The organism is Ramlibacter sp., from assembly GCF_036676645.1.
GTDB lineage: Bacteria > Pseudomonadota > Gammaproteobacteria > Burkholderiales > Burkholderiaceae_C > Ramlibacter.
In genome coordinates, this window is sequence record NZ_JAKFCM010000005.1 from 1 (window position 1) to 18,146 (window position 18,146).

The 18,146-nt window shown below is 67.3% G+C and carries 16 protein-coding genes and 2 pseudogenes; 12 read left to right on the forward strand and 6 right to left on the reverse strand.

All coding sequences use genetic code 11. The features are described 5' to 3' along the window. From V6M57_RS00110 to V6M57_RS00140, 7 genes and pseudogenes are all read left to right on the forward strand, one after another. A pseudogene (locus tag V6M57_RS00110) lies at positions 1–78 on the forward strand (RNA-binding protein); the annotation flags it as partial. Positions 79–570: 492 nt separating this feature from the next. After that, positions 571–891 carry a helix-turn-helix domain-containing transcriptional regulator gene (locus V6M57_RS00115; protein ID WP_332812940.1) on the forward strand — a complete coding sequence of 107 codons (321 nt, stop codon included), beginning with the start codon at positions 571–573 and terminating at the stop codon, positions 889–891. A gap of 18 nt (positions 892–909) precedes the next feature. After that, the gene (locus V6M57_RS00120) at positions 910–2,007 is read left to right on the forward strand and encodes a methyltransferase (RefSeq protein WP_332812941.1); all 1,098 of its coding nucleotides are present in this window, start codon (positions 910–912) and stop codon (positions 2,005–2,007) included. Further along, complete coding sequence (locus tag V6M57_RS00125; RefSeq protein ID WP_332812942.1) at positions 2,004–3,275, forward strand: hypothetical protein; 1,272 nt, start codon at positions 2,004–2,006, stop codon at positions 3,273–3,275. The genes V6M57_RS00120 and V6M57_RS00125 overlap by 4 nt, the downstream gene beginning before the upstream one ends. Then, positions 3,272–4,375, forward strand: coding sequence for a hypothetical protein (locus V6M57_RS00130; RefSeq protein WP_332812943.1), 1,104 nt, complete (start codon positions 3,272–3,274; stop codon positions 4,373–4,375). The genes V6M57_RS00125 and V6M57_RS00130 overlap by 4 nt, the downstream gene beginning before the upstream one ends. 15 nt (positions 4,376–4,390) lie before the next feature. Then, a complete protein-coding gene (locus tag V6M57_RS00135; RefSeq protein ID WP_332812944.1) occupies positions 4,391–6,694 on the forward strand; it encodes an argonaute/piwi family protein in 2,304 nt (767 codons plus the stop codon). After that, the gene (locus V6M57_RS00140) at positions 6,682–7,899 is read left to right on the forward strand and encodes a hypothetical protein (protein WP_332812945.1); all 1,218 of its coding nucleotides are present in this window, start codon (positions 6,682–6,684) and stop codon (positions 7,897–7,899) included. Before V6M57_RS00135 ends, V6M57_RS00140 begins: the two co-directional genes overlap by 13 nt. A 381-nt stretch (positions 7,900–8,280) precedes the next feature. Here the strand turns inward: V6M57_RS00140 and V6M57_RS00145 are convergent, their stop codons facing one another. Beyond that, on the reverse strand, positions 8,281–9,039 hold the full coding sequence (locus tag V6M57_RS00145) for a hypothetical protein (RefSeq protein ID WP_332812946.1): 759 nt from the start codon (positions 9,037–9,039) through the stop codon (positions 8,281–8,283). A 288-nt stretch (positions 9,040–9,327) separates the two neighbouring features. Here V6M57_RS00145 and V6M57_RS00150 point away from each other — a divergent pair, with 288 nt between their 5' ends. From V6M57_RS00150 to V6M57_RS00160, 3 genes are all read left to right on the forward strand, one after another. Beyond that, complete coding sequence (locus V6M57_RS00150; RefSeq protein WP_332812947.1) at positions 9,328–9,741, forward strand: VOC family protein; 414 nt, start codon at positions 9,328–9,330, stop codon at positions 9,739–9,741. A gap of 176 nt (positions 9,742–9,917) precedes the next feature. Further along, a complete protein-coding gene (locus V6M57_RS00155) occupies positions 9,918–11,300 on the forward strand; it encodes an FAD-binding oxidoreductase (protein WP_332812948.1) in 1,383 nt (460 codons plus the stop codon). A gap of 113 nt (positions 11,301–11,413) precedes the next feature. Beyond that, positions 11,414–12,211 (forward strand): class I SAM-dependent methyltransferase, encoded by a 798-nt coding sequence (locus V6M57_RS00160; protein ID WP_332812949.1) that lies wholly within the window; start codon positions 11,414–11,416, stop codon positions 12,209–12,211. Between the two features lie 57 nt (positions 12,212–12,268). Here V6M57_RS00160 and V6M57_RS00165 read toward each other — a convergent pair whose 3' ends face one another. Further along, complete coding sequence (locus V6M57_RS00165; RefSeq protein ID WP_332812950.1) at positions 12,269–13,000, reverse strand: MBL fold metallo-hydrolase; 732 nt, start codon at positions 12,998–13,000, stop codon at positions 12,269–12,271. Positions 13,001–13,116: 116 nt separating this feature from the next. After that, a complete protein-coding gene (locus V6M57_RS00170; RefSeq protein ID WP_332812951.1) occupies positions 13,117–14,232 on the reverse strand; it encodes an NADH:flavin oxidoreductase/NADH oxidase in 1,116 nt (371 codons plus the stop codon). A 222-nt stretch (positions 14,233–14,454) separates the two neighbouring features. Here V6M57_RS00170 and V6M57_RS00175 point away from each other — a divergent pair, with 222 nt between their 5' ends. Continuing rightward, positions 14,455–15,489, forward strand: coding sequence for a VWA domain-containing protein (locus V6M57_RS00175; RefSeq protein ID WP_332812952.1), 1,035 nt, complete (start codon positions 14,455–14,457; stop codon positions 15,487–15,489). 8 nt (positions 15,490–15,497) lie between these two features. On the opposite strand, the gene V6M57_RS00180 is transcribed toward V6M57_RS00175, so the two are convergent. Further along, the gene (locus V6M57_RS00180) at positions 15,498–16,094 is read right to left on the reverse strand and encodes a hypothetical protein (protein ID WP_332812953.1); all 597 of its coding nucleotides are present in this window, start codon (positions 16,092–16,094) and stop codon (positions 15,498–15,500) included. A gap of 187 nt (positions 16,095–16,281) precedes the next feature. On the opposite strand from V6M57_RS00180, the pseudogene V6M57_RS00185 reads away from it, so the two are divergent. Further along, positions 16,282–17,008, forward strand: a pseudogene (locus V6M57_RS00185) (glutathione S-transferase). Here V6M57_RS00185 and V6M57_RS00190 read toward each other — a convergent pair. Together V6M57_RS00190 and V6M57_RS00195 are read right to left on the reverse strand one after the other, a co-directional pair. After that, positions 16,987–17,415, reverse strand: a complete 429-nt coding sequence (locus V6M57_RS00190; protein ID WP_332812954.1) for an ArsR/SmtB family transcription factor — start codon at positions 17,413–17,415, stop codon at positions 16,987–16,989. The pseudogene V6M57_RS00185 and the gene V6M57_RS00190 overlap by 22 nt on opposite strands. Further along, the gene (locus V6M57_RS00195; RefSeq protein ID WP_332812955.1) at positions 17,396–17,869 is read right to left on the reverse strand and encodes an SRPBCC family protein; all 474 of its coding nucleotides are present in this window, start codon (positions 17,867–17,869) and stop codon (positions 17,396–17,398) included. Before V6M57_RS00195 ends, V6M57_RS00190 begins: the two co-directional genes overlap by 20 nt. Between the last annotated feature and the right edge of the window lie 277 nt (positions 17,870–18,146).

The following is an 18,146-nucleotide window of genomic DNA, read 5'->3' on the forward strand; positions in this document are numbered from 1 at the left end:
ATCCGCATCGGCCGAGTGCCCATGGCGGGCCTCCCGCCTGGCCAGTGGCGTTACCTCGCACCGGGGGAGCGCTTCTAGCGCCGACGTGCAATCCGCGGGTCGAGAATGTCTGCTCCTGGCCGGGAGCAGTCTGCCGCCTGGTAGTGCAATTGGGGCAGCAACGGCGTCGGCTGCCGCTCCTTGGACAGAGACTGCTTTGCAGCGGTACCAGTCTTTTGCGTAGGCGACCCTAATGTCGCCGGTGCGCGCAACAGCTGCCACTCGCGCCTCTGCCGTCGGCCGCGTTAGGTAGCCGGAATCCGGCTCGATGTACTGCCTGCCTACGCTCGACGAAGTGATCAGTAGCCAGCGAAACCGGGACGTAGATTGATGGATTTTGATGCCGGCCGCGCGTCGAAGCCGTCGCGGCCACGGGCGAGAACGCAGAAGTCCAGGAACTCCTGGAAGCTTGGCAACGTGCTGACCGCGGGGACGGAGACTGACGAGCGCACCCGGCCTGCCCGATGGGCCCCATGTTCTTGCACCGTAGTAACATAAGTGCTACCTAGCGAGCACACCCAAGGTGAAGCAGTGGCCCTAACTCGTGACTTCAAGGAAATGGTGCTGGCGCGCGTCCAAGCCGACCCCAAGTTTCGCGATGCCTTACTTAAGGAAGGCATCGAGACCCTGCTGGCCGGAAACGTGGACACTGGCAAGGCGATCCTGCGCGACTACATCAAGGCGACGGTCGGCTTCGAGCAGCTTGGCGCCGAGACCGGCTCATCGCCCAAGAGCCTGATCCGCATGTTCGGCCCGACTGGCAACCCGCAGGCGCGCAACCTGTTCAGCGTCATCAGCCACCTGCAGCGCCATGCCGGGCTGACCCTGCATGTGACGGCCAATCCACAGTAGGACGGGGCCCGGCTCAAGATGAACAACAACACGCCGGGGCAAGAAGGAGCGGAGCCACTGCCAGCAGCCGCGAAGCTGGTGGCGTTCTATCTCAGTCGCGACCGCGTGCTGTCGCTGATCGACACCGAAAGGCTGCCACCGCTCCATCTGCAAGCCCTTCAAGGCGCCGATGTGCCGATGGCAACGGCCATCCTGACGAATGCCGTCGGCGCGCATTTGCTGCAGGCAATCGCTGCCGGGGGAGTTCGAACGCTGCAGCAGCTTGCCTTCGACGGGTCTCTGACCGACGGCACGCCGTTCATCTACAACGGCCACTTCTTCGGCAAGGGATTCGGCGCCGACAACAAGAAGCCCGGCCTGACGCTGACCGGGCCGCTCGACGAGCCGCTCGAAGGCAAGAAGCTGGTCCTGGAGTTCTCCAAGAACGGGCTGGTCAACGACACCGCATACACGCGCATGTCTGGATCGACGCGCCTCTTCGCATACGCCTACGTCGCGGAAATCACCGATGACACGGTGCGGGCCATCCCGTACGCGATCGGGGATCTGGTGACGAGCCGCTCTACGATGGCACTGCCGTTCGCCTCGACCTTGGAGCTGCGGCCCAACGACATCCAGCAGTTCTCCGGCAGCGACCCGATGTGGGCTCCGACGAAGGCCGAGTTCGCTCGCATGGCCGAGGTGACGGAGCGAAAGGTCAAGGAGACCATCGCCGGCTTGCTGGGCGAGCACGAGGTACCGGCGGACTGGGGCGGCGAGGAAAGCGATCTGTTCTCTGCGGAACTGCTTGTCCGCGGCCAGCGCCGCACGGGCGCATTCCTGCTCAAGGGTCCGGCAAAATTCCATCCGATGATGCCGAGAGACCTCGGGAAGAACGGCGACCAGCTGTACCGCTTGTTCAACATTCCCGCGGCCATCTACATCGTCCAGCACTGCCACACGATCAGCCCTTCGGTCCGCAAGACCGTCGAAGCCTTCGCGCTTCAACGGTCGCTTACGGCCCCTTGCCGCTACGTGATCATGGATGGCTACGAAACGGCGCGCCTGCTTCGCGCAGCCGGGGCGTGGCCGGCATCGAAGGGTTCGCCGCAAGAGATGGCGGGAGGACGTTCATGACGCAGAACACGTTCAAGCCGGAGACACTGGGTGCCTGGGTGGTCCATCACGGTCGCAAGCTGCAGAGCGACCAACGTGGACCTGCCGAATTTTCGGCCATTGACGGCGCCGCCAAGGGTAGCTTGCTCCTCGCCGGGATGGCGTCATCGGACAAGGCGGACCTCTCGGCCAAGGAGGTCTCGGCGCTCGCGCAAGCGGCAAGCCTGAACCCGAAGACCGAACTGGCCGGCTATCTCGCCATGTTGAAGTCGCGTCAGTTGATCGATGTGACGGCCGGCGGCGCGGTGTCTATTCTGGGCCTCAGCTCGCGCAAGGTCCTGCAGGAGTCCGCCGCGATCTTCGAGTCCCTCGGCCCCACGACCGAAGAGCGCGCTGCAATCGATCTGGCCGAAGAGGCATCGATCACGCCGCGAATGCAAGCGCGTGAGCGGAAGCGCCTCTCGGACGCGTTTGCCATGCAGCTCGGCGACGTGGATGAGCTGCTGCGGCGTTCGGCCGAGATCGGCTTCGTCGATGTCGAGCAGGACGGTACGGATCGCCTGCTGTTCAACGGCAACCTGTTTCGCCGCAACAGCGTGATGAAGTCCAAGCATGTGCTGGACAGCCTGACCGCAGGCGAGCGCGACCGCATCGCACAGGTCACCGAGCTCTTGTCGCAAAGCGGCTGCGTCGACCGCGACCGGGTGAAGAAGATGCTGACCGAGCCCTTGTTCGACAAGCTCATGGCTGCAGGCTTCTACGACGTGAACATGGTTACGAACGACCAGGGTGAGCACGCTTTCGTGACCGCACCGGCGGCGTTCCACAAATTCGTCGATCCGATGGTCGACGACGCGTTCGACCTGGCGAAGGCGCTCGTGGCCGCGCTCACCTACGGCATCGCCAAGAGCGATCCCGGACGCGGCCGGATCATGCTGCCGTCCGTGCTGCTGAACAGACTCGTGCAAGGCTATGAAGTCGGACCGGCGACCGCGATCGGCCAAGACTACAAGGTGCTCGAACTTCGGCGCGTCATCAGCCTGCGACCAGCCGGGAGAGGCATGTACTTCATGAAGCTGCAAAAGCGCGACATCGGCCAGGTCGCGCAGCAAGTGTTGCTGCACGGCGGCGCTAGCGACCAGGTACTGGGCTCGATCCCGTCCGCGGCGATGTCGGGCTACACAGGCCCCGAGGAGTCGCGGGCCACTTTCAGACGGAATCAGAACCGGCCGAGCCGGAAGCATACGGGGGACATCTTGCAGACGCTCCGTGAACAGGGGGGCGCATGATCAAGACCGTCGCAACAGACAAGGGCGGACGCGCCGAAGAGGGACTCGCCGCGCACTTCCGCAACATGGGCTTCTTCGCCCTGCGTGGCTTGCCGTTCCGCCACGACGAAGAAGACATCACCGATGTCGACGTATGGCTGTATGAGCGCGGTGCTGGCGCAGAGCGCCGTCGCTTCATCGTCGATTCGAAGAACAAGGCCAGGCCGAAGCTTGTCGAGCGCCTCTTCTGGACCTACGGTGCGCGCGACGCCCTCGGGATCGATGGCGCCTACGTGGCATCGGCCGGCATCCGCGAGGCCACGCGCCGGCTCGCCAGACGCCTGCGCATCACCGTCGTGGACCTGCAGACCGTCGTGATCGACGAGTCCACGGTCACCCATCGACTGACCCGCGAAGAGCTTGGCAAGCTCATCGGCGAGGCGGATCGCAACCGAGACAGTAAGAAGTGGCGTACGCATCTACACGACACCCTTGCCGCTCTATTGACCACCTTCGGAGGCAGTAGCGCGAACGTCGCACTACGCAGTGCCGGCTACTTTGCCGATCAGGTATTGACGGCAGCACCGGGCTCGCCGACTTGCCAGCTCGCAGCCCGAGGGTTCTATCTGTCCGTCGCGGCAGCGGCCATTGGCCTCGACTACGTCGTCGCGCAAGCTGCCTATCAATCCGCAGACCGATTGCAGCTGGAGGTGGAAGACACCGTTCGGTACGGATCGGACCACGCCGAAACGAAGCGCCGGCTCGATCTTGCCCTGCAGGTGGTGCGCCAGTACCTCCCCAACGGGGCGGCGCAGGCGAATCAGTTGCGCGAGAAGATCGCCAGTGACACGGAAGACTTCCAGGCCGACGTGATCGCGGAAGTCGCCCTGAAAATGGGCCGCACCGGAAGTCTTTTTGATGCCGCCCAGGATCTGGAGATGGCGGCCCATCTTCGCCGGTTGCCGGCCTACTCGTCATTGAGCACAGAAGCCCGCTCCATCTGCGGGGCGGTCATGGACTTCTTCGAGCTAGACCGCGCCCAACTTGCAGAAATGCTGGATTCCAGCGGGTCGCGCGGCTCAACCTCAGTAGCTCATGCCGCACAGACGGAAGAAGGGTAAGGGACAGCTGCCACGATGACGAAGCTCATCCTCAATGCCGTTCGCATCCGGCCCGCCGAAGGGAGCCACCTGCTGGTCGGCGTACAGCCCTACGACAAAGAGACGCTTGCCGGACTTCGTCGTGAGCGGGCCGGACAGTACTTCTTTCGCAGGGGCGGTGTCGACGGAAACAGCATCCTATCCGTTCCGCTGGACGCCGTCTTGGCGAGCATAGGCAACCAGGTCGATGAAGTCGATCTGTCCAAAGCCCATTGGCTGGTGGCGCCTCTCGCACTCGACGCATTGCTTCGAACATTCGTGCGTCTGGGTCGGCCAGTCATCCGCGCGGCGCACCCGCTTAGAGTGCTCTCGCAGCGGCCGGCGAACTTGCTGCCGACTGACGCCGGACTGCCGGAATGGCTGCAGCGCCGTATCGTGCTCGAATTCGAGACACGAACGTTATGGGCCACCGGGAGCAAGCCGCAGACCGTCATCCTCTGCAGCGTTCGAACACGCAACATCATTGACGCCGACAGCCGCGTGCTGCTTGAACACGATATCCCGCTGATCGGCCGATACGTTGCACGAAAGCACCTGGAGGACGATCCGCGCACGATCGACTCGTTCAAGCTCGCGGGTCGTGTTGCACGGGTCGACGGTGGCAGACTGATCCTTGAAGACACTGGCGATGGACCTCAATGGATCGCCCTACAGGACGCCTTCCTTGAGCCAAGAAAGGAGAACGTCAATTGGTGCATCGAACACTTGCTGAAGGGTCGCGCCGTCCGGGCCATCGAGCAAGCTGACGACGCAGCCGCACATCATCTGTCGGGACCGCAACGGCTGGAGTTGATCCGACGGACCTTTGACTACCTCCGCGGCCTCGACCTCGAGCTCGCGCCGGGCGTAGCACTCGAAATCGGACAGATGATCTCGCAAGCTGCCAACACCTGGCGCCAACGAACCGAAGCGATTCAGAAGCCGTTGCTGGTGTTTGATCCCGACGGCACGCGCACGGACCGTTGGAACGAGCGCGGTCTGGACCAACACGGGCCGTACGATCGCCGCAGCTTCACCCCCAAGCAGTTGCGCATTGCCGTGGTTTGTCAGGCGCACTACGAAGGCCAGGTCGACGCCTTCTTGGCCAAGTTCCTCGAAGGCCTGCCCGAAATCCAGACGGGCAAGGGCGAATGGGTACGTGCGCCTTACGCGAAGGGATTCGTGCGCCGCTACATGCTGGAGTCAGCGAAGATCACGTTGTTCGCCGCCCGCGGACAACGCGCGAACGACTATGCGGCGGCGTGCCGTGAAGCGATCGCAGCCGCCACGAATGGCGGCTTCGAGTGGAGCCTGGCCATCGTCCAGATCGACCAGGAGTTCAAGGACCTGCGCGACGAGCTGAATCCGTACTACGCCACCAAGGCCATCTTCCTGAAGCATCGCGTCCCGGTTCAAGAGATCACCGTCGAGACGATGAACTTCGCGAACCAGCAGTTGGTGTTCGCGTTGAACAACATGAGTGTGGCCACCTACGCGAAGATTGGCGGCATCCCTTGGCTCCTGAAATCCCAGCCGAGAGGCGCGCACGAACTCGTGATCGGTATCGGTTCGCAGGACCTGACGTCGGACAGGCTCGCGCAGCGGAAGCGAATCGTCGGCCTGACCACGGTCTTCAGCAGCGACGGCAACTACTTGCTGGACGACATGACAGCAGCCGTGGACTATGACGGCTACGCCTCAGCGCTCTTGGACTCCTTGAAGCGGTCGATCTCCCAGGTTCGCAACGCCGATGGCTGGCGCAGCTCGGATGATGTGCGCTTGATCTTCCATGTGTTCAAGGAAATGGCAGATGGCGAAGCCGAGGCGGTTGGCAAGGTCGTGCAGCAGCTCGGCCTGACTCAGGTGAAGTTCGCGTTCCTGCATATCGTCGACCACCATCCGTTCGCGATATTTGACGAGGCCAGTAAGGGAACGCGGAGCCGAGACGGCATGAAAGGAGTTCTCGCGCCGGAGCGCGGGCTTTCGGCGCAGATCAGCGATCGAGAAACCCTGTTGTTCTTCACCGGCGGCCGTGACCTGAAACAGGCCCGGGACGGCCACCCCATGCCGACGCTCTTGCGCCTGCATCGTCAATCGACGTTCCAAGACATGACGTATTTGACCCGCCAGGCCTTCGACTTCTCGTGCCACAGCTGGCGCATGTTCACGCCGGCGCCGCTGCCGATCACAATTCATTATTCGGAGTTGATGGCGCGGCTACTGAGCGGGTTGCGCAACGTACCCGACTGGGACCCCGACACGATGCTCGGCCCCGTGAGTAGAACGCGATGGTTTCTCTAACGGACCTCGACCACTGGTCGCTTCGAAGGACTCTGGCGCGCGCAGCGGCAGACGACAGCAGTCAGCCTCCGCAGGCGCGCGGCTTCGCCGCCTGGGTCCAACAGGATCTCCCGGTTCAGCTCGCTCTCCTCAAGGCGCTGGCAGGCGAAGCGGTGTGCTTGGCAGATCAGCGACAGTCCAACATCGTTGCCCTCCTAGGATATGCAACCACTGTGGACGCGTCGTACGCGTCGGGCTTTGCTGACGGCGTTGCGTGGCTTCGACAGCGCCAATACTTCATCGCGGGCCGGGCAACGGGCTTCGAAGTCAACGGCCTTGCGCTGTTGGGCGTCGCCATCGGCCTGCGGGCGACCGCCGATGCGGGCGGCGAGGCAATCGCATGGCTCAAGGGCCTCCTGACGCAATCGTTGCAGCAGCATCGTCCGGCAGACTGGAACGAAGCGCTGATCGCTGCCGCCGCTGAAGTGCTCGGCGATCGATCTGCAGTCGGCAAGATTGCGGCAGATCTTCGGGTCGCCTTAGGAGCAAGGGGTGTGCTGACGGCAGAGCCGGCCACACGGGCCGAGGCGTGGGACCTCATCGCCGGGCTGACTGGTGCGGACGACGGGATGAGCCGCGCCGCGACTCAAGCTGCAGCACTCGGCTTCCTCGTCAGGGAATCGTCCACGCTGCGGACTGGTACGAGTTCCATCTCGGATGTTGCCAACGTTCTGAGCGGGCTGAATCGCTCAATGCGGCGGTGGGTCTGGGAGTCCAAGCCGAGAACGCCGCGGTCCGCCCTCGCGCGCTGGGTCGTCGACAACGAGTACCACGTCCAAGACATGCTTTGGGTCGTTTTGGCGCCTGTGTTCCCGGACCTTGACGACGAGGAGTGGCTGAAGTCGCTGGGCCAGCACCATCCCCGCGCCGATCTCGCGATCCCTTCGCTGCGGGCCATCATCGAGGTGAAGTTCGCGCGCAAAGATGGAAAGTCGTTCAGCGAACTCATTCAAGAGGTCGCTGCCGATGCCAGCACTTATCTGCAGGACGGCAGCGGCTACGCCAGCATCATTGCGTTCATCTGGGATGATGCCGCACGAACCGAAGAGCATGCCGAGCTGCGCCAAGGCTTGCTCCGCGTCCGCGGAGTGGTCGACGCCATCGTTCTGTCCCGTCCACAGAAGATGGATCGATCCCCTCCTGCCGCTTCGGGCAACAAGGCCTAAGCGTGTGCCGCGCGTGCCTGGCTCGAGCCTCTCGACAGTAGGCTTCGAGGTCGATCGCCATCGGTGGCCATCCATGGCCAAAAGACGCCTCCGATGGCCCTAAATACAGTTGCGGTCAATTCGAAGGCCCTGGACGATGCGAGTTGGTAGCCGGAATCGTCGGCGCGCCGAACGACTGGTTCCTTTCCAAGCTGTCATTGGCTGGCCCCATCTCGAACGGCGGCTATCAGTCTGAAGCGGTCATTCAGCGACGCTGCGCCTAGCCTGAAAGCCTCCGCGCGCAGTAGCAGCGCGATGGCTGCTTCCGACCCGAAGCGGACGTCGCTTGCGTGGGCTGGCAACGTGCCGTCCTCTGATCGAGCGGCTACGGCAAGTGCTCTCTCAGGGTTCGGATGCGTCCGGCTGGCGCAAGGAGTCCATGACGCTGCGCCAGCCATGCGCGTCGTCCGCGTCGCGCCCGAGCATCCATCGCATCCACGCGAGCGCGCGTGCGTGGTCCTGCGCCGCCAGCGCGAGATCGATGGCCTGCGCGACCAGGCGCAGCGTCGGCCGGTTCTTCGTATCGGCCCACGGGATCTGCGCGCCGGGCCAGCGCTGGGACGCGGCCACCACGAGTGCGGCGGCGGCATAGGCCAGTTCCCGCGCGGCGCGCGTGATCCCGGAGGTTGCGGCCTGTGCCGTCATTCCACGGGCCGCTATCAACAAGTCATCCATCACCGGCACCGTGCAGCACAGCAGCGGACGCTCCTGCAGCCAGCGCGCTGCCTCCTCGGGCGCGCCGAGCAGATCGTTCGCCTCGGCTTCCAGGCTGGTGAAGACGGGCACGACCGTGCCGAATCGGCGCGTCCATGGCGCCAGGGCGCGCTTGACCTCCTGGCCCGGCTGGATGCGAAGCAAGGTGACCCCGTCCGCCTGGTCCACGCGGACCGGGTGCAATTGCGCAAAGGCTTCCGCTTCGAGGTGAGGCAAGGGCGTGCGCAGCAGCTCCGTCCAGGCCTGCACCTTGCCGTGTGGCGGATGCGGCGCGACATCCCGGGGTGCGGGCGCCTCGGGGGCCTCCGGATCGGGGGGAAGCGGCTCGTTCCCGGGCCTCGCAAGCGTTGCGCTTGCCCGCAGTTGCGCGGATGCCGCCGCACTCATCCTGCGATTCGCCTGCGGCGCTGCGGGTGCCTGTTTCTGTGGATGCTCATGGAAGCCCTGCTCCTTCTTGCTGCGCGAGTCTAGTCAATCATGCATCCTCTGTACATCTTTGATCGCATCGGGAGCAGGGCCAGGCACATGGTGGTTGCATTGCCGTCCGCCCCGTAGTCTGCCCTGCACCCGTGCATTGCAAGAAGCAACAAGGTTGGACAACCCGGAGTGCGCCGCCTAGGCTGACTGGCCGTTCTTGAACCGGGGGCATCCAAGGTGGCATCGACGTCAGGCCTCATGGGCAACGCGATCGAACGCGACAGTCGTCCGGCCCTGATCACGTCGATCAGTGCCGTGACGCTGGCGACCCACGACATGGCGCGCTCGGTGCAGTTCTACCTGGCGCTGGGATTTTCCTTGCGCTATGGCGGGTCCTCTGCATCCTTCAGCAGCTTCAGTGCAGGCAGCGGGTGCCTCAATGTCACCACGGAGGGCAGCGAACGCGACTGGTCCTGGTGGGGCCGGATCGTCTTCCATGTGGCGGATGTCGATCTGCTCTACGGCCAAGCCCTGGCGGCCGGCCTGCAACCCCAGGCAGCCCCGATGGACGCCACCTGGGGCGAACGCTACTTCCACATCACGGATCCCGATGGGCACGAACTGAGCTTCGCCAAGCCCTCCGCGGCGCCGCCGGCCCGCAGTCACGGCTGACCCTGGATACACGGCCAATACAGAAAAGCCGATGACGAAACGCAGCGATTACATCGTTGGGGCAAATTGCCCCCTGCCGCGACACCCGTCAGCAGTTCCAGACCGCACCCGGTGCGGCCTCGAGGCGCCTGGCGCGGCAGCCACCACCCCGTCACTCCATCGATGAGGAGAGCGCCATGCCAGACCCGATCGTTTCCGCCCTGCAGCAAGCCTTGCGCGGACGTGTCGTCGGACCGGAAGACACCGACTACGACGCCGTCCGAGCCCTCTACAACGGCATGATCGACAAGAAGCCGCGCGTCATCGCCCGTTGCGTCGATGCAGCGGACGTCATTGCCGCGGTCAACTACGGCCGCGAGCAAAAGCTGCTGATCGCCATCCGGGGTGGCGGACACAACGGCCCGGGCCTGGGCAGCTGCGACGGCGGGCTGATGATCGACCTGTCCCTGATGAAGAGCGTGCGCGTCGATCCCGGGGCGAAGACGGTGCGGGTGGACCCGGGTTGCACATCGGGTGACGTGGACCACGCGACGCACGCGTTCGGCCTGGCGGTGCCGTTCGGCATCGTCTCCACGACCGGGATAGCGGGCCTGACCCTCGGTGGCGGCACCGGCTACCTCACGCGCAAGTACGGGCTGACGATCGACAACCTGCTCGAAGTGGACATGGTGCTGGCGGACGGCACCTTCGTGACGGCGAGCGAGCGCGAGCATCCCGACCTGTTCTGGGCCGTGCGCGGGGGCGGCGGCAACTTCGGCGTCGTGACCAGTTTCCTGTTCAGGGCGCATCCGGTCCGCATGGTGTACGCGGGACCGGTCTTCTGGGAGGCCACGCATGCCAAGGCGGTCATGTCCGCCTACCGCGATTTCCTGCCCACCGCGCCGGAGGACCTGGGCGTGTTCGTCGGCCTGAAGACGGTACCCCCCATGGACCCGTTCCCGAAGGACTACTGGGGGCGACGCGCCTGCGCCATCATCGGCAGCTACAACGGCAGCGCGGCCGAGGGCGAGAAGATCATGGCCGGGCTGCTCGGCAAGCTGCCTGCGCCCATCTTCAACTGGATGGGCGAGATGCCGTTCCCGGCGATCAACGCGTTGTTCGATCCGTTCTTCCCGAAAGGCCTGCAGTGGTACTGGAAGGGCGACTTCGTCAAGACACTGTCCGGCTCGGCCATCGACACCCACATCGCACAGGCGGCCGATGCGCCGAGCGACTTCTGCCTGATGCACCTGTACCCCCTCGACGGCGCCGCGCAGCGCGTCAAGAAGGATGCAACGGCCTGGAACACGCGCGACGCGACCTGGTCGATGGTGATCGCAGGGATCGACCCGGACCCGGGCAAGGCAGAGGCGCTCAAGAGCTGGGGACGCGCCTACTGGAAGGCCATCCATCCGTTCAACATGGAGGGCGCCTACGTCAACTTCATGATGGACGACGAGGCCGATGGCCGTGTGCAGGCGACCTACGCAGACAACTACGCCCGCCTCGCGGCGGTGAAGGCCCGATACGACCCGCGCAACCTCTTCCGCGTCAACCAGAACATCAAGCCAGCCGCCTGAGCTTGACATCGTGCCCGTGCGAAGGCGCGTTCCGGGACGCGGGGCGCACTTGTGGGCCCGGCATGCGAAGCGAACAATCCTCGTCCCGCCTTTCTCGCGCAAGGAGTTCGCCCATGTCTGCTGATCCGTTCGCCCAGCTGAAAGCGTCGCAGCGCGAAGGCTGGTCGCTGTTCGCCCCGCTCGAGACCCACACCACGGTGACCGCGGCCGAACTCGTTCGCCACGCGCGCATCCGCGCAGGGCAATCGGTGCTCGACGTCGCCTGCGGCACCGGCGTGGTGGCCCTGACCGCCGCGCGGATCGGCGCGAAGGTATGCGCCCTCGATCTTTCGCCGGCGCTCATCGAGCACGGTCGCAGGCATTCGGCCCTGGCCGGCGTGGAGGTCGATTTCCGCGAGGGCGACGTCGAGGCGCTGCCCTACGAGAACGCCGGCTTCGATGTGGTCGTCAGCCAGTTCGGCCACATGTTCGCTCCCCGGCCGGAGGTCGCCGTCGGCGAGATGCTGCGCGTGCTGAGGCCGGGTGGCACCATCGCCTTTTCCACGTGGCCGCCCGAGCACTACGTGGGCCAGATGTTCGCGCTGGTCGCCAGGTACGTCCCACCGCCCGCCGGGGCCGCGCCGCCGCCGCTGTGGGGCGATCCCGGTGTGATCCGCCAGCGCCTGGGCGAGGCCGTGGAGGCTCTCTCCTTCCGGCGCGGCGTGATGATCTTCCCCGCACTGAGTCCGCAGCACTATCGCAAGGGCATCGAGGAGACGCTGGGGCCCGTCGCCAAACTCGTCGCCGGGCTCGAGGACGACCCCGCGCGGCTCTCGGCTTTCCGCTCCGAGCTGGACGGGTTCGTTGCGCAGCATTTCGAGGGCAATGCGATCCGGCAGGACTACCTGATGACGAGCGCCCGGAAACGATAGTCCACGGGGCCCGTCCTGCGCAGGTCGGGCGGCCGCTTCACTGCCGGCGCCAGGCTCTCAAGGCTTGGCCGCAACCGCTTCGGCCAGGTGCCGCAGCAGCACCGCCCCATTCCCGCGCCACGCACTGCCGTGCATGCACGCCAGCGTGGTCGGCCTCAGCTGCGCCAGCCGCCCGAGGACCTCGGCGGTCTGCGGCGCATGGGCGTAGTAGTCCATCGGCTGGCGGAAGGCCTCGCTCGGCCCCAGGATGTCCGCCTCGGTGAGCGCCCGATCGCCGTGCCCCGGCTGGGTGAGGATGTCGCCGCAGAAGAAAGTGCCGGTCGACGCGTCCATCATCAGCCCGCAGTCCCACCCATGCGGCACGTGCGGCGTGTCCAGCCATTGCAGGGTGTGCCGGCCCAGGCTGAGCTGCTCGCCGTCGGCCAGCGCGCGCGGGGTGCGGTCGACGACGTCGGAGACGGACACCATCGCCGCGATGCGGCTGCAGACCGGTACGGCCTGCGGCGCGGCGGCCAGCCACAGGTCGAGCGAGCCGCACTCGTCGGCCTCGAAGTGGGACAGGCCCACGTAGCGCAGGCGCTCCACCGGCATGACGGCGGCCATGGCCTCGCGCACCAGCCCGTACAGCTTGCGTGGGCCGGTGTGGAACAGCAGCGGCTCGTCGTCCAGCACAAGGTACTGGTTGAAGCTGAAGCCGTTGCCGTCCGGGAAGTCGATCGGCGTGTTGATGCGGTAGATGCCGTCGGCGATCTCGTGGATGTTGGTGCGGGACTGGGGATTGGTGATCATCGGTTGGCCTCGCTGGTTGGGAGACCGCTCGTTTTAGCCCAAGGCTGCCGGACCGTTGCACGCAATCCCTGGGACATTGCTCCTGCCGTGCCGGCCGACCGCCGAGCCTTCCGCGGCTACCGCTGCCCGAACGCCAAGCCGGCGAACAGGTCCTTGTGCTCGCGCGGTTGCGAACGCCAGTACTGCCTGGGTGCCTGCACCTGGGCACCCAGCTCGGCCGCGGCGCGCCAGGGCCAGCGCGGGTCGTACAGCATGGCGCGCGCCAGCGCCACCGCGTCGGCTTGGCCACTGGCGACGATGGCCTCGGCCTGCGCCGGTTCGGTGATCAGGCCGACGGCGACCGTCGGCAGACCTGTTTCGGCGCGGATGCGTTCGGCGAAAGGCACCTGGTAGCCCGGGCCCAGCGCGATCTTCTGCTGCGGCGAGACGCCGCCGCTGCTGACGTGCATGGCCGCGCAGCCGCGGGCCTTCAACTCGCGCGCGAGTGCGATGCTGTCGGGCAGGTCCCAGCCGCCCGGCACCCAGTCGGTGGCGGACACGCGCACCCACACCGGCATGCCCGCAGGCACGGCCGCCCGCACCGCGTCGAACACCTCCAGCGGGAACCGCATGCGGTTCTGCAGGCTGCCACCATGGGCGTCGGTCCGGTGGTTGGCCAGCGGCGAGAGGAACTCGTGCAGCAGGTAGCCGTGCGCCAGGTGCAGCTCGATGCCGTCCAGGCCGAGCCGCACGGCGCGGCGCGCGGCCCCGGCAAACTGGTCGCGAACGCGGGCCAGGCCGGCGGCGTCCAGCGCGGCCGGCGCATGCTCGGCCGGCGAGTGCGGCACCGCGGAGGGCGCTTCGGCGATCCAGCCGTCCGGGTCGCCGGGCGGGATCTGCGCGCCGCCGTCCCACGGCGCACGGCTGGATCCCTTGCGCCCCGCGTGGGCGAGCTGCACCGCCACCGCAATGGGCGAATGCGCGCGGATCGCGGCGATCACCCGGCCGAGCGCGCGTTCGTTCGCGTCGCTGTACAGCCCCAGGTCGGCGGGCGAGATGCGGGCAGTGGGCGACACCGCGGTCGCCTCGATGATCAGCAGCCCGGCACCCGACAGCGCCAGGTGGCCGAGGTGGATCAGGTGCCAGTCGGTCGCGCTGCCCTCCTCGGCCGAGTACTGGCACATCGGCGCGATGACGATGCGGTTGGGCAGGCGCAGCGCGCCCAGTTGCAGTGGTTCGAACAGTCGGCTCATGCGGGCTCCCGTGGACGAGGCTCATTGTGTCGGCTCCCGATGGGATGGCACCCGCGGACATGCACGGCAATGGCGGAAAGGCCGCCTGCTCGGCCGCACATCGCGATTGCCAACGCCCTCCATCCCCGGCACGATTTCGTCGCGTGCGGGGCACCTCGTGACCCCGCCTGCCGGCGCCGGATGCGGAGCCGGGCTGAACACGAGGACCCACGGGCGCCGCCGATGTTCTTCCTGTGGCCCGAGTCCCTTTGGCTGATGCCGGTGCTGCCGCTGCTGCCGGTGGCCTACCTCTGGCTGCTGCGGCGCCGGCACCTGGCGGCCCTGCGCTACAGCAGCCTGCGCATCGCGCGCGAAGCGGCGCACGGGCGCCACTGGCGGCGCCACCTTCCACCGGCGCTGCTCTGGCTGGCCTGCGCGGGGTTGCTGCTGGCCGCCGCGCGACCGGTGGCGCGGGTGACGCTGCCGTGGGCGCGCTCGACCATCCTGCTGGCGATGGACGTGTCGCTCAGCATGCGCGTCACCGACGTGCACCCGACCCGCTTCGAGGCGGCGCAGGAGGCCGCGAAGGTGTTCCTGCACAACGTGCCCGGGGGCATCGAAGTCGGGCTCGTCACCTTTGCCGGCAGCGCGCACGTCGCCCAGCGGGCGACGCTCGACCGGGCGTCGCTGGCCGCCGCCATCGACGGATTCCAGATGCAGATGGGAACGGCCGTGGGCGACGCCATCCTGCTGTGCCTGGCGGAACTCTTCCCGGACCACGGCATCGAGGCGGGCGGCGTGGGCTTCGGCCGAAATCCGCAAGGGCGCAGCCTGGACGAGAGCGCCAGGCCGCCGCCCGGCCCGGTCCAGCCGGTGGCGCCGGGCTCGTACACCTCCGCGGCCATCATCCTGCTGAGCGACGGCCGCCGCACCATGGGCGTCGAGACGCTCGAGGCGGCCGGGATGGCCGCCGAGCGCGGCGTGCGCATCTACGTGGTCGGGCTGGGGACCGCCGGCGATGCCACGACGCCGGAGGGCCTGCCGATCTACGTCCAGCTGGACGAGCCGACGCTGCGCGAAGTGGCGCGCATGACCGGTGGCGCGTACTACCACGCGGGCACGGCCGAGACGCTGCGCGGCGTCTACGAGAACCTGGGCTCGCGGCTGGAACTGCAGGCGCGCGAGACCGAACTGGCCGGCTTGCTGTCGTTCGCGTCGGCGCTGCTGGCGCTGGCCGCGGGCGGCTTGTCCGTGCTCTGGTTCGGTCGCATCGCCTAGGGCCGCGCTCAGCGCACCGCGGCCTCCCCGAGGGGTACCTGGCGCGTGCCGGGCTGCGCGATCGGGAAGTCGCGCAAGGCGGCCTGCAGCAGCGCCACCGGGCTGGCGCCGGAGCTGCCGCTGGCCTGGGACTGGAACACCACCCGGCCCGCGGCCAGGTCGCGGATCTGCACGTCCACCCGCTGCGACGCCCGCACGCCGGTGCCGCCGATCGGAAAGCCCAGCCCGATGCCGATGCCGCTGCCGCCTCCGCTGCCGCCCGCGATGCCCACGCCGACCGTCGGCCCGCCTCCATACGGCCCGCCCCAGGGGCCATAGGCCGCTGGGTCCTGGCTGGCCCCCAGCTGCACCGACAGGCGCGGCGCGGCGTCGTCGCGGCGCAGCCCCGCGCGCGCCAGCAGCACCTCGGCGGCGGCCTCCAGTTCGCCCTGCCGCGGCTGGACGGCCTGGGAGGGCAGGCGCTCGAAGCGATAGCCGGTTCCGGCCGGCACCTGCACCGGGCCGGTGAAGACCTGCACGGTCGCCGGGGGCGGCGCGCCGGCGCAAGCCGCCAGCAGGGCGGCGAAGGACACGAGCAGCAGGCGGCGATGGCGGGACGGATTCATGGGCCAATGGTCCCGCTGCATCGGCCGGCGCGGTGTAGGACCGCAGCCGCTGCACAGGCGGTGCGCGGCTGACCGGATCCCCTGCAGCTGGCTCAGCGCGCCGCGCTTTCGTGCACCGGGCAGCGTGGCACCGTACCGGGCGGGCACGGCGTCCCATGTCACCATGCGCGCACCACGAAAGGCACCCATGCCCTACGAACTGCACTACTGGCCCACCATCCAGGGCCGCGGCGAATTCGTCCGGCTCGCCCTGGAGGCGGCCGGCGCACCGTATGTCGATGTCGCGCGCGAGCCAGGCGGCATGGACGCGATGGCGGACTACCTGGCCTCACCCGAAGTGCGGCGGCCACCGTTCGCGCCGCCCTTCCTGGTCGACGGCAAGGTGGTGGTGGCGCAGACCGCGGCGATCCTGCTCCACCTGGGGCCCAGGCTGGGGCTGGTGGGCAAGCGCGAAGCCGATGCGCTCTGGACGCACCAGATCCAGCTGACGATCGCCGATTTCGTCGCCGAGGTGCACGACACGCACCACCCGATCGCGGTCGGCCTACTACGGGGACCAGCAGGCGGAGGCGCAGCGCCGCACCGCCGAATTCCGCAGGAGCCGGCTGCCGAAGTTCATGACCTGGTTCGAGGCGGTGCTCGAGCGCAATGCGCGCAACGAAGGCGCTGCGATGCCCCATCTCGTCGGCGGACGGCTCAGTTATGCCGACCTGTCGCTGTTCCAGGTCGTGGACGGCTTGCAGTACGCCTTCCCCAGGGCGGCGCGCCGTGTGTTGAAGAAGGTGCCGCGGGTGGCCGCGCTGCACGCCGGCGTGGCCACCCACCGCTGCTTGCGCGCCTACCTGGCGAGCGAGCGGCGGATCGCCTTCAACGAGCAGGGCATCTTCCGGCACTACCCGGAACTGGACGGCTGACCCGGGGACGCCGGAGCCTCGCCCGGCGGCTCGCCCGCTTCGGCAAAGGCCTTCAGCTTGGCCAGTGCCGCCTCCCACTGGCGCCCGATGACCTCCAGGGTCCGGCGCGCGGCCTCCACTTGCGTGGGATCGAACTGCCACAGCCGCTCGCGGCCGATCTTCAGGTCCTTCACCAGCCCGGCCTGCGCCAGCACCTGCAGGTGCTTGGTGACCGCCTGGCGGCTGATGTCGGTGTTGGCGGTGAGCTGGGTGATGGAGAACGCGCCGCCGGCGCACAGCACCGCGACCAGGCGCAGGCGCGTGGCATCGCCCAGGGCGAAGAACACTTGGGCGAGCTGCGACGGCGCGGCAGTCGGCGCGGCGCCGCCCGGATCGGCGTTCGCGGATTCAGCCCGCGGCTTCGGCATGGCGGCGGATGTTCTGCAACTGGGCGTCCCAGCCGCGCGAGTTCATGCGGAAGGCCTCCAGCCGGCGCTGTGGCGGCACCTTGTCGAAACCGGACTCCACGGTCTTCACCAGCGTGGCGCCGTTCGGGGCATCGTGCAGGGTCCAGGTCACCAGCGTCGGCTCCTCGCCGCTGTAGTCCACCTGCGGGTCGACCGCATACGGGTGCCAGCGCCACGCCAGCAACTCCTGGGGCTGCACGCGCTCGACCCTCACCTCGAACAGGATGTGGGTGTAGCCCTCGATGGTGATCGGCCCGCGCGCCACCTGGCCAGCCGCGAAGGCCTGCCCGCGCAGGTCGGCGCCGAACCAGCGCCCGAACGCCTCGGCGTCGGACAACAGCCGCCACACCCGGGCGCGCGGCGCGTCGATGAGGATGCTGCGCTCGATGCGGTCGCTGGACTGGGGCTCGTTCATGGCGGGTCTCCTTGGGGTGGGGTGGGAGGAATGAAGAAACGCAACTGGATCGTTGCATGAATTCTGCGCCGGCTTCCAAATTTACGCAACCACCTGGTTGCTTTTTTTGACAAAACCCTCGAACCCGGCCATCCGGCGCGCACCGCGGCGGCCTCCCGACGCGACATATGCACGGGCCTGGCCCCTGGCACGGCAGCGGGGCCGGCCAACCCAGCCGGATCGTTTCTAATACGGACCCCGCCGCCAGGCTGCCGCCTCGGATCGCGGGCCGAGCCGG

Excerpts from the sequence above, each read along its gene's own strand:
- V6M57_RS00195 (WP_332812955.1), bottom strand. The coding sequence starts at position 17,869 with ATGAACGAGCCCCAGTCCAGCGACCGCATCGAGCGCAGCATCCTCATC.
- V6M57_RS00130 (WP_332812943.1), top strand. The coding sequence starts at position 3,272 with ATGATCAAGACCGTCGCAACAGACAAGGGCGGACGCGCCGAAGAGGGA.
- V6M57_RS00170 (WP_332812951.1), bottom strand. The coding sequence starts at position 14,232 with ATGAGCCGACTGTTCGAACCACTGCAACTGGGCGCGCTGCGCCTGCCC.
- V6M57_RS00190 (WP_332812954.1), bottom strand. The coding sequence starts at position 17,415 with ATGCCGAAGCCGCGGGCTGAATCCGCGAACGCCGATCCGGGCGGCGCC.
- V6M57_RS00175 (WP_332812952.1), top strand. The coding sequence starts at position 14,455 with ATGTTCTTCCTGTGGCCCGAGTCCCTTTGGCTGATGCCGGTGCTGCCG.
- V6M57_RS00155 (WP_332812948.1), top strand. The coding sequence starts at position 9,918 with ATGCCAGACCCGATCGTTTCCGCCCTGCAGCAAGCCTTGCGCGGACGT.
- V6M57_RS00135 (WP_332812944.1), top strand. The coding sequence starts at position 4,391 with ATGACGAAGCTCATCCTCAATGCCGTTCGCATCCGGCCCGCCGAAGGG.
- V6M57_RS00150 (WP_332812947.1), top strand. The coding sequence starts at position 9,328 with ATGGGCAACGCGATCGAACGCGACAGTCGTCCGGCCCTGATCACGTCG.
- V6M57_RS00145 (WP_332812946.1), bottom strand. The coding sequence starts at position 9,039 with ATGAGTGCGGCGGCATCCGCGCAACTGCGGGCAAGCGCAACGCTTGCG.
- V6M57_RS00120 (WP_332812941.1), top strand. The coding sequence starts at position 910 with ATGAACAACAACACGCCGGGGCAAGAAGGAGCGGAGCCACTGCCAGCA.
- V6M57_RS00160 (WP_332812949.1), top strand. The coding sequence starts at position 11,414 with ATGTCTGCTGATCCGTTCGCCCAGCTGAAAGCGTCGCAGCGCGAAGGC.
- V6M57_RS00180 (WP_332812953.1), bottom strand. The coding sequence starts at position 16,094 with ATGAATCCGTCCCGCCATCGCCGCCTGCTGCTCGTGTCCTTCGCCGCC.
- V6M57_RS00140 (WP_332812945.1), top strand. The coding sequence starts at position 6,682 with ATGGTTTCTCTAACGGACCTCGACCACTGGTCGCTTCGAAGGACTCTG.
- V6M57_RS00165 (WP_332812950.1), bottom strand. The coding sequence starts at position 13,000 with ATGATCACCAATCCCCAGTCCCGCACCAACATCCACGAGATCGCCGAC.
- V6M57_RS00125 (WP_332812942.1), top strand. The coding sequence starts at position 2,004 with ATGACGCAGAACACGTTCAAGCCGGAGACACTGGGTGCCTGGGTGGTC.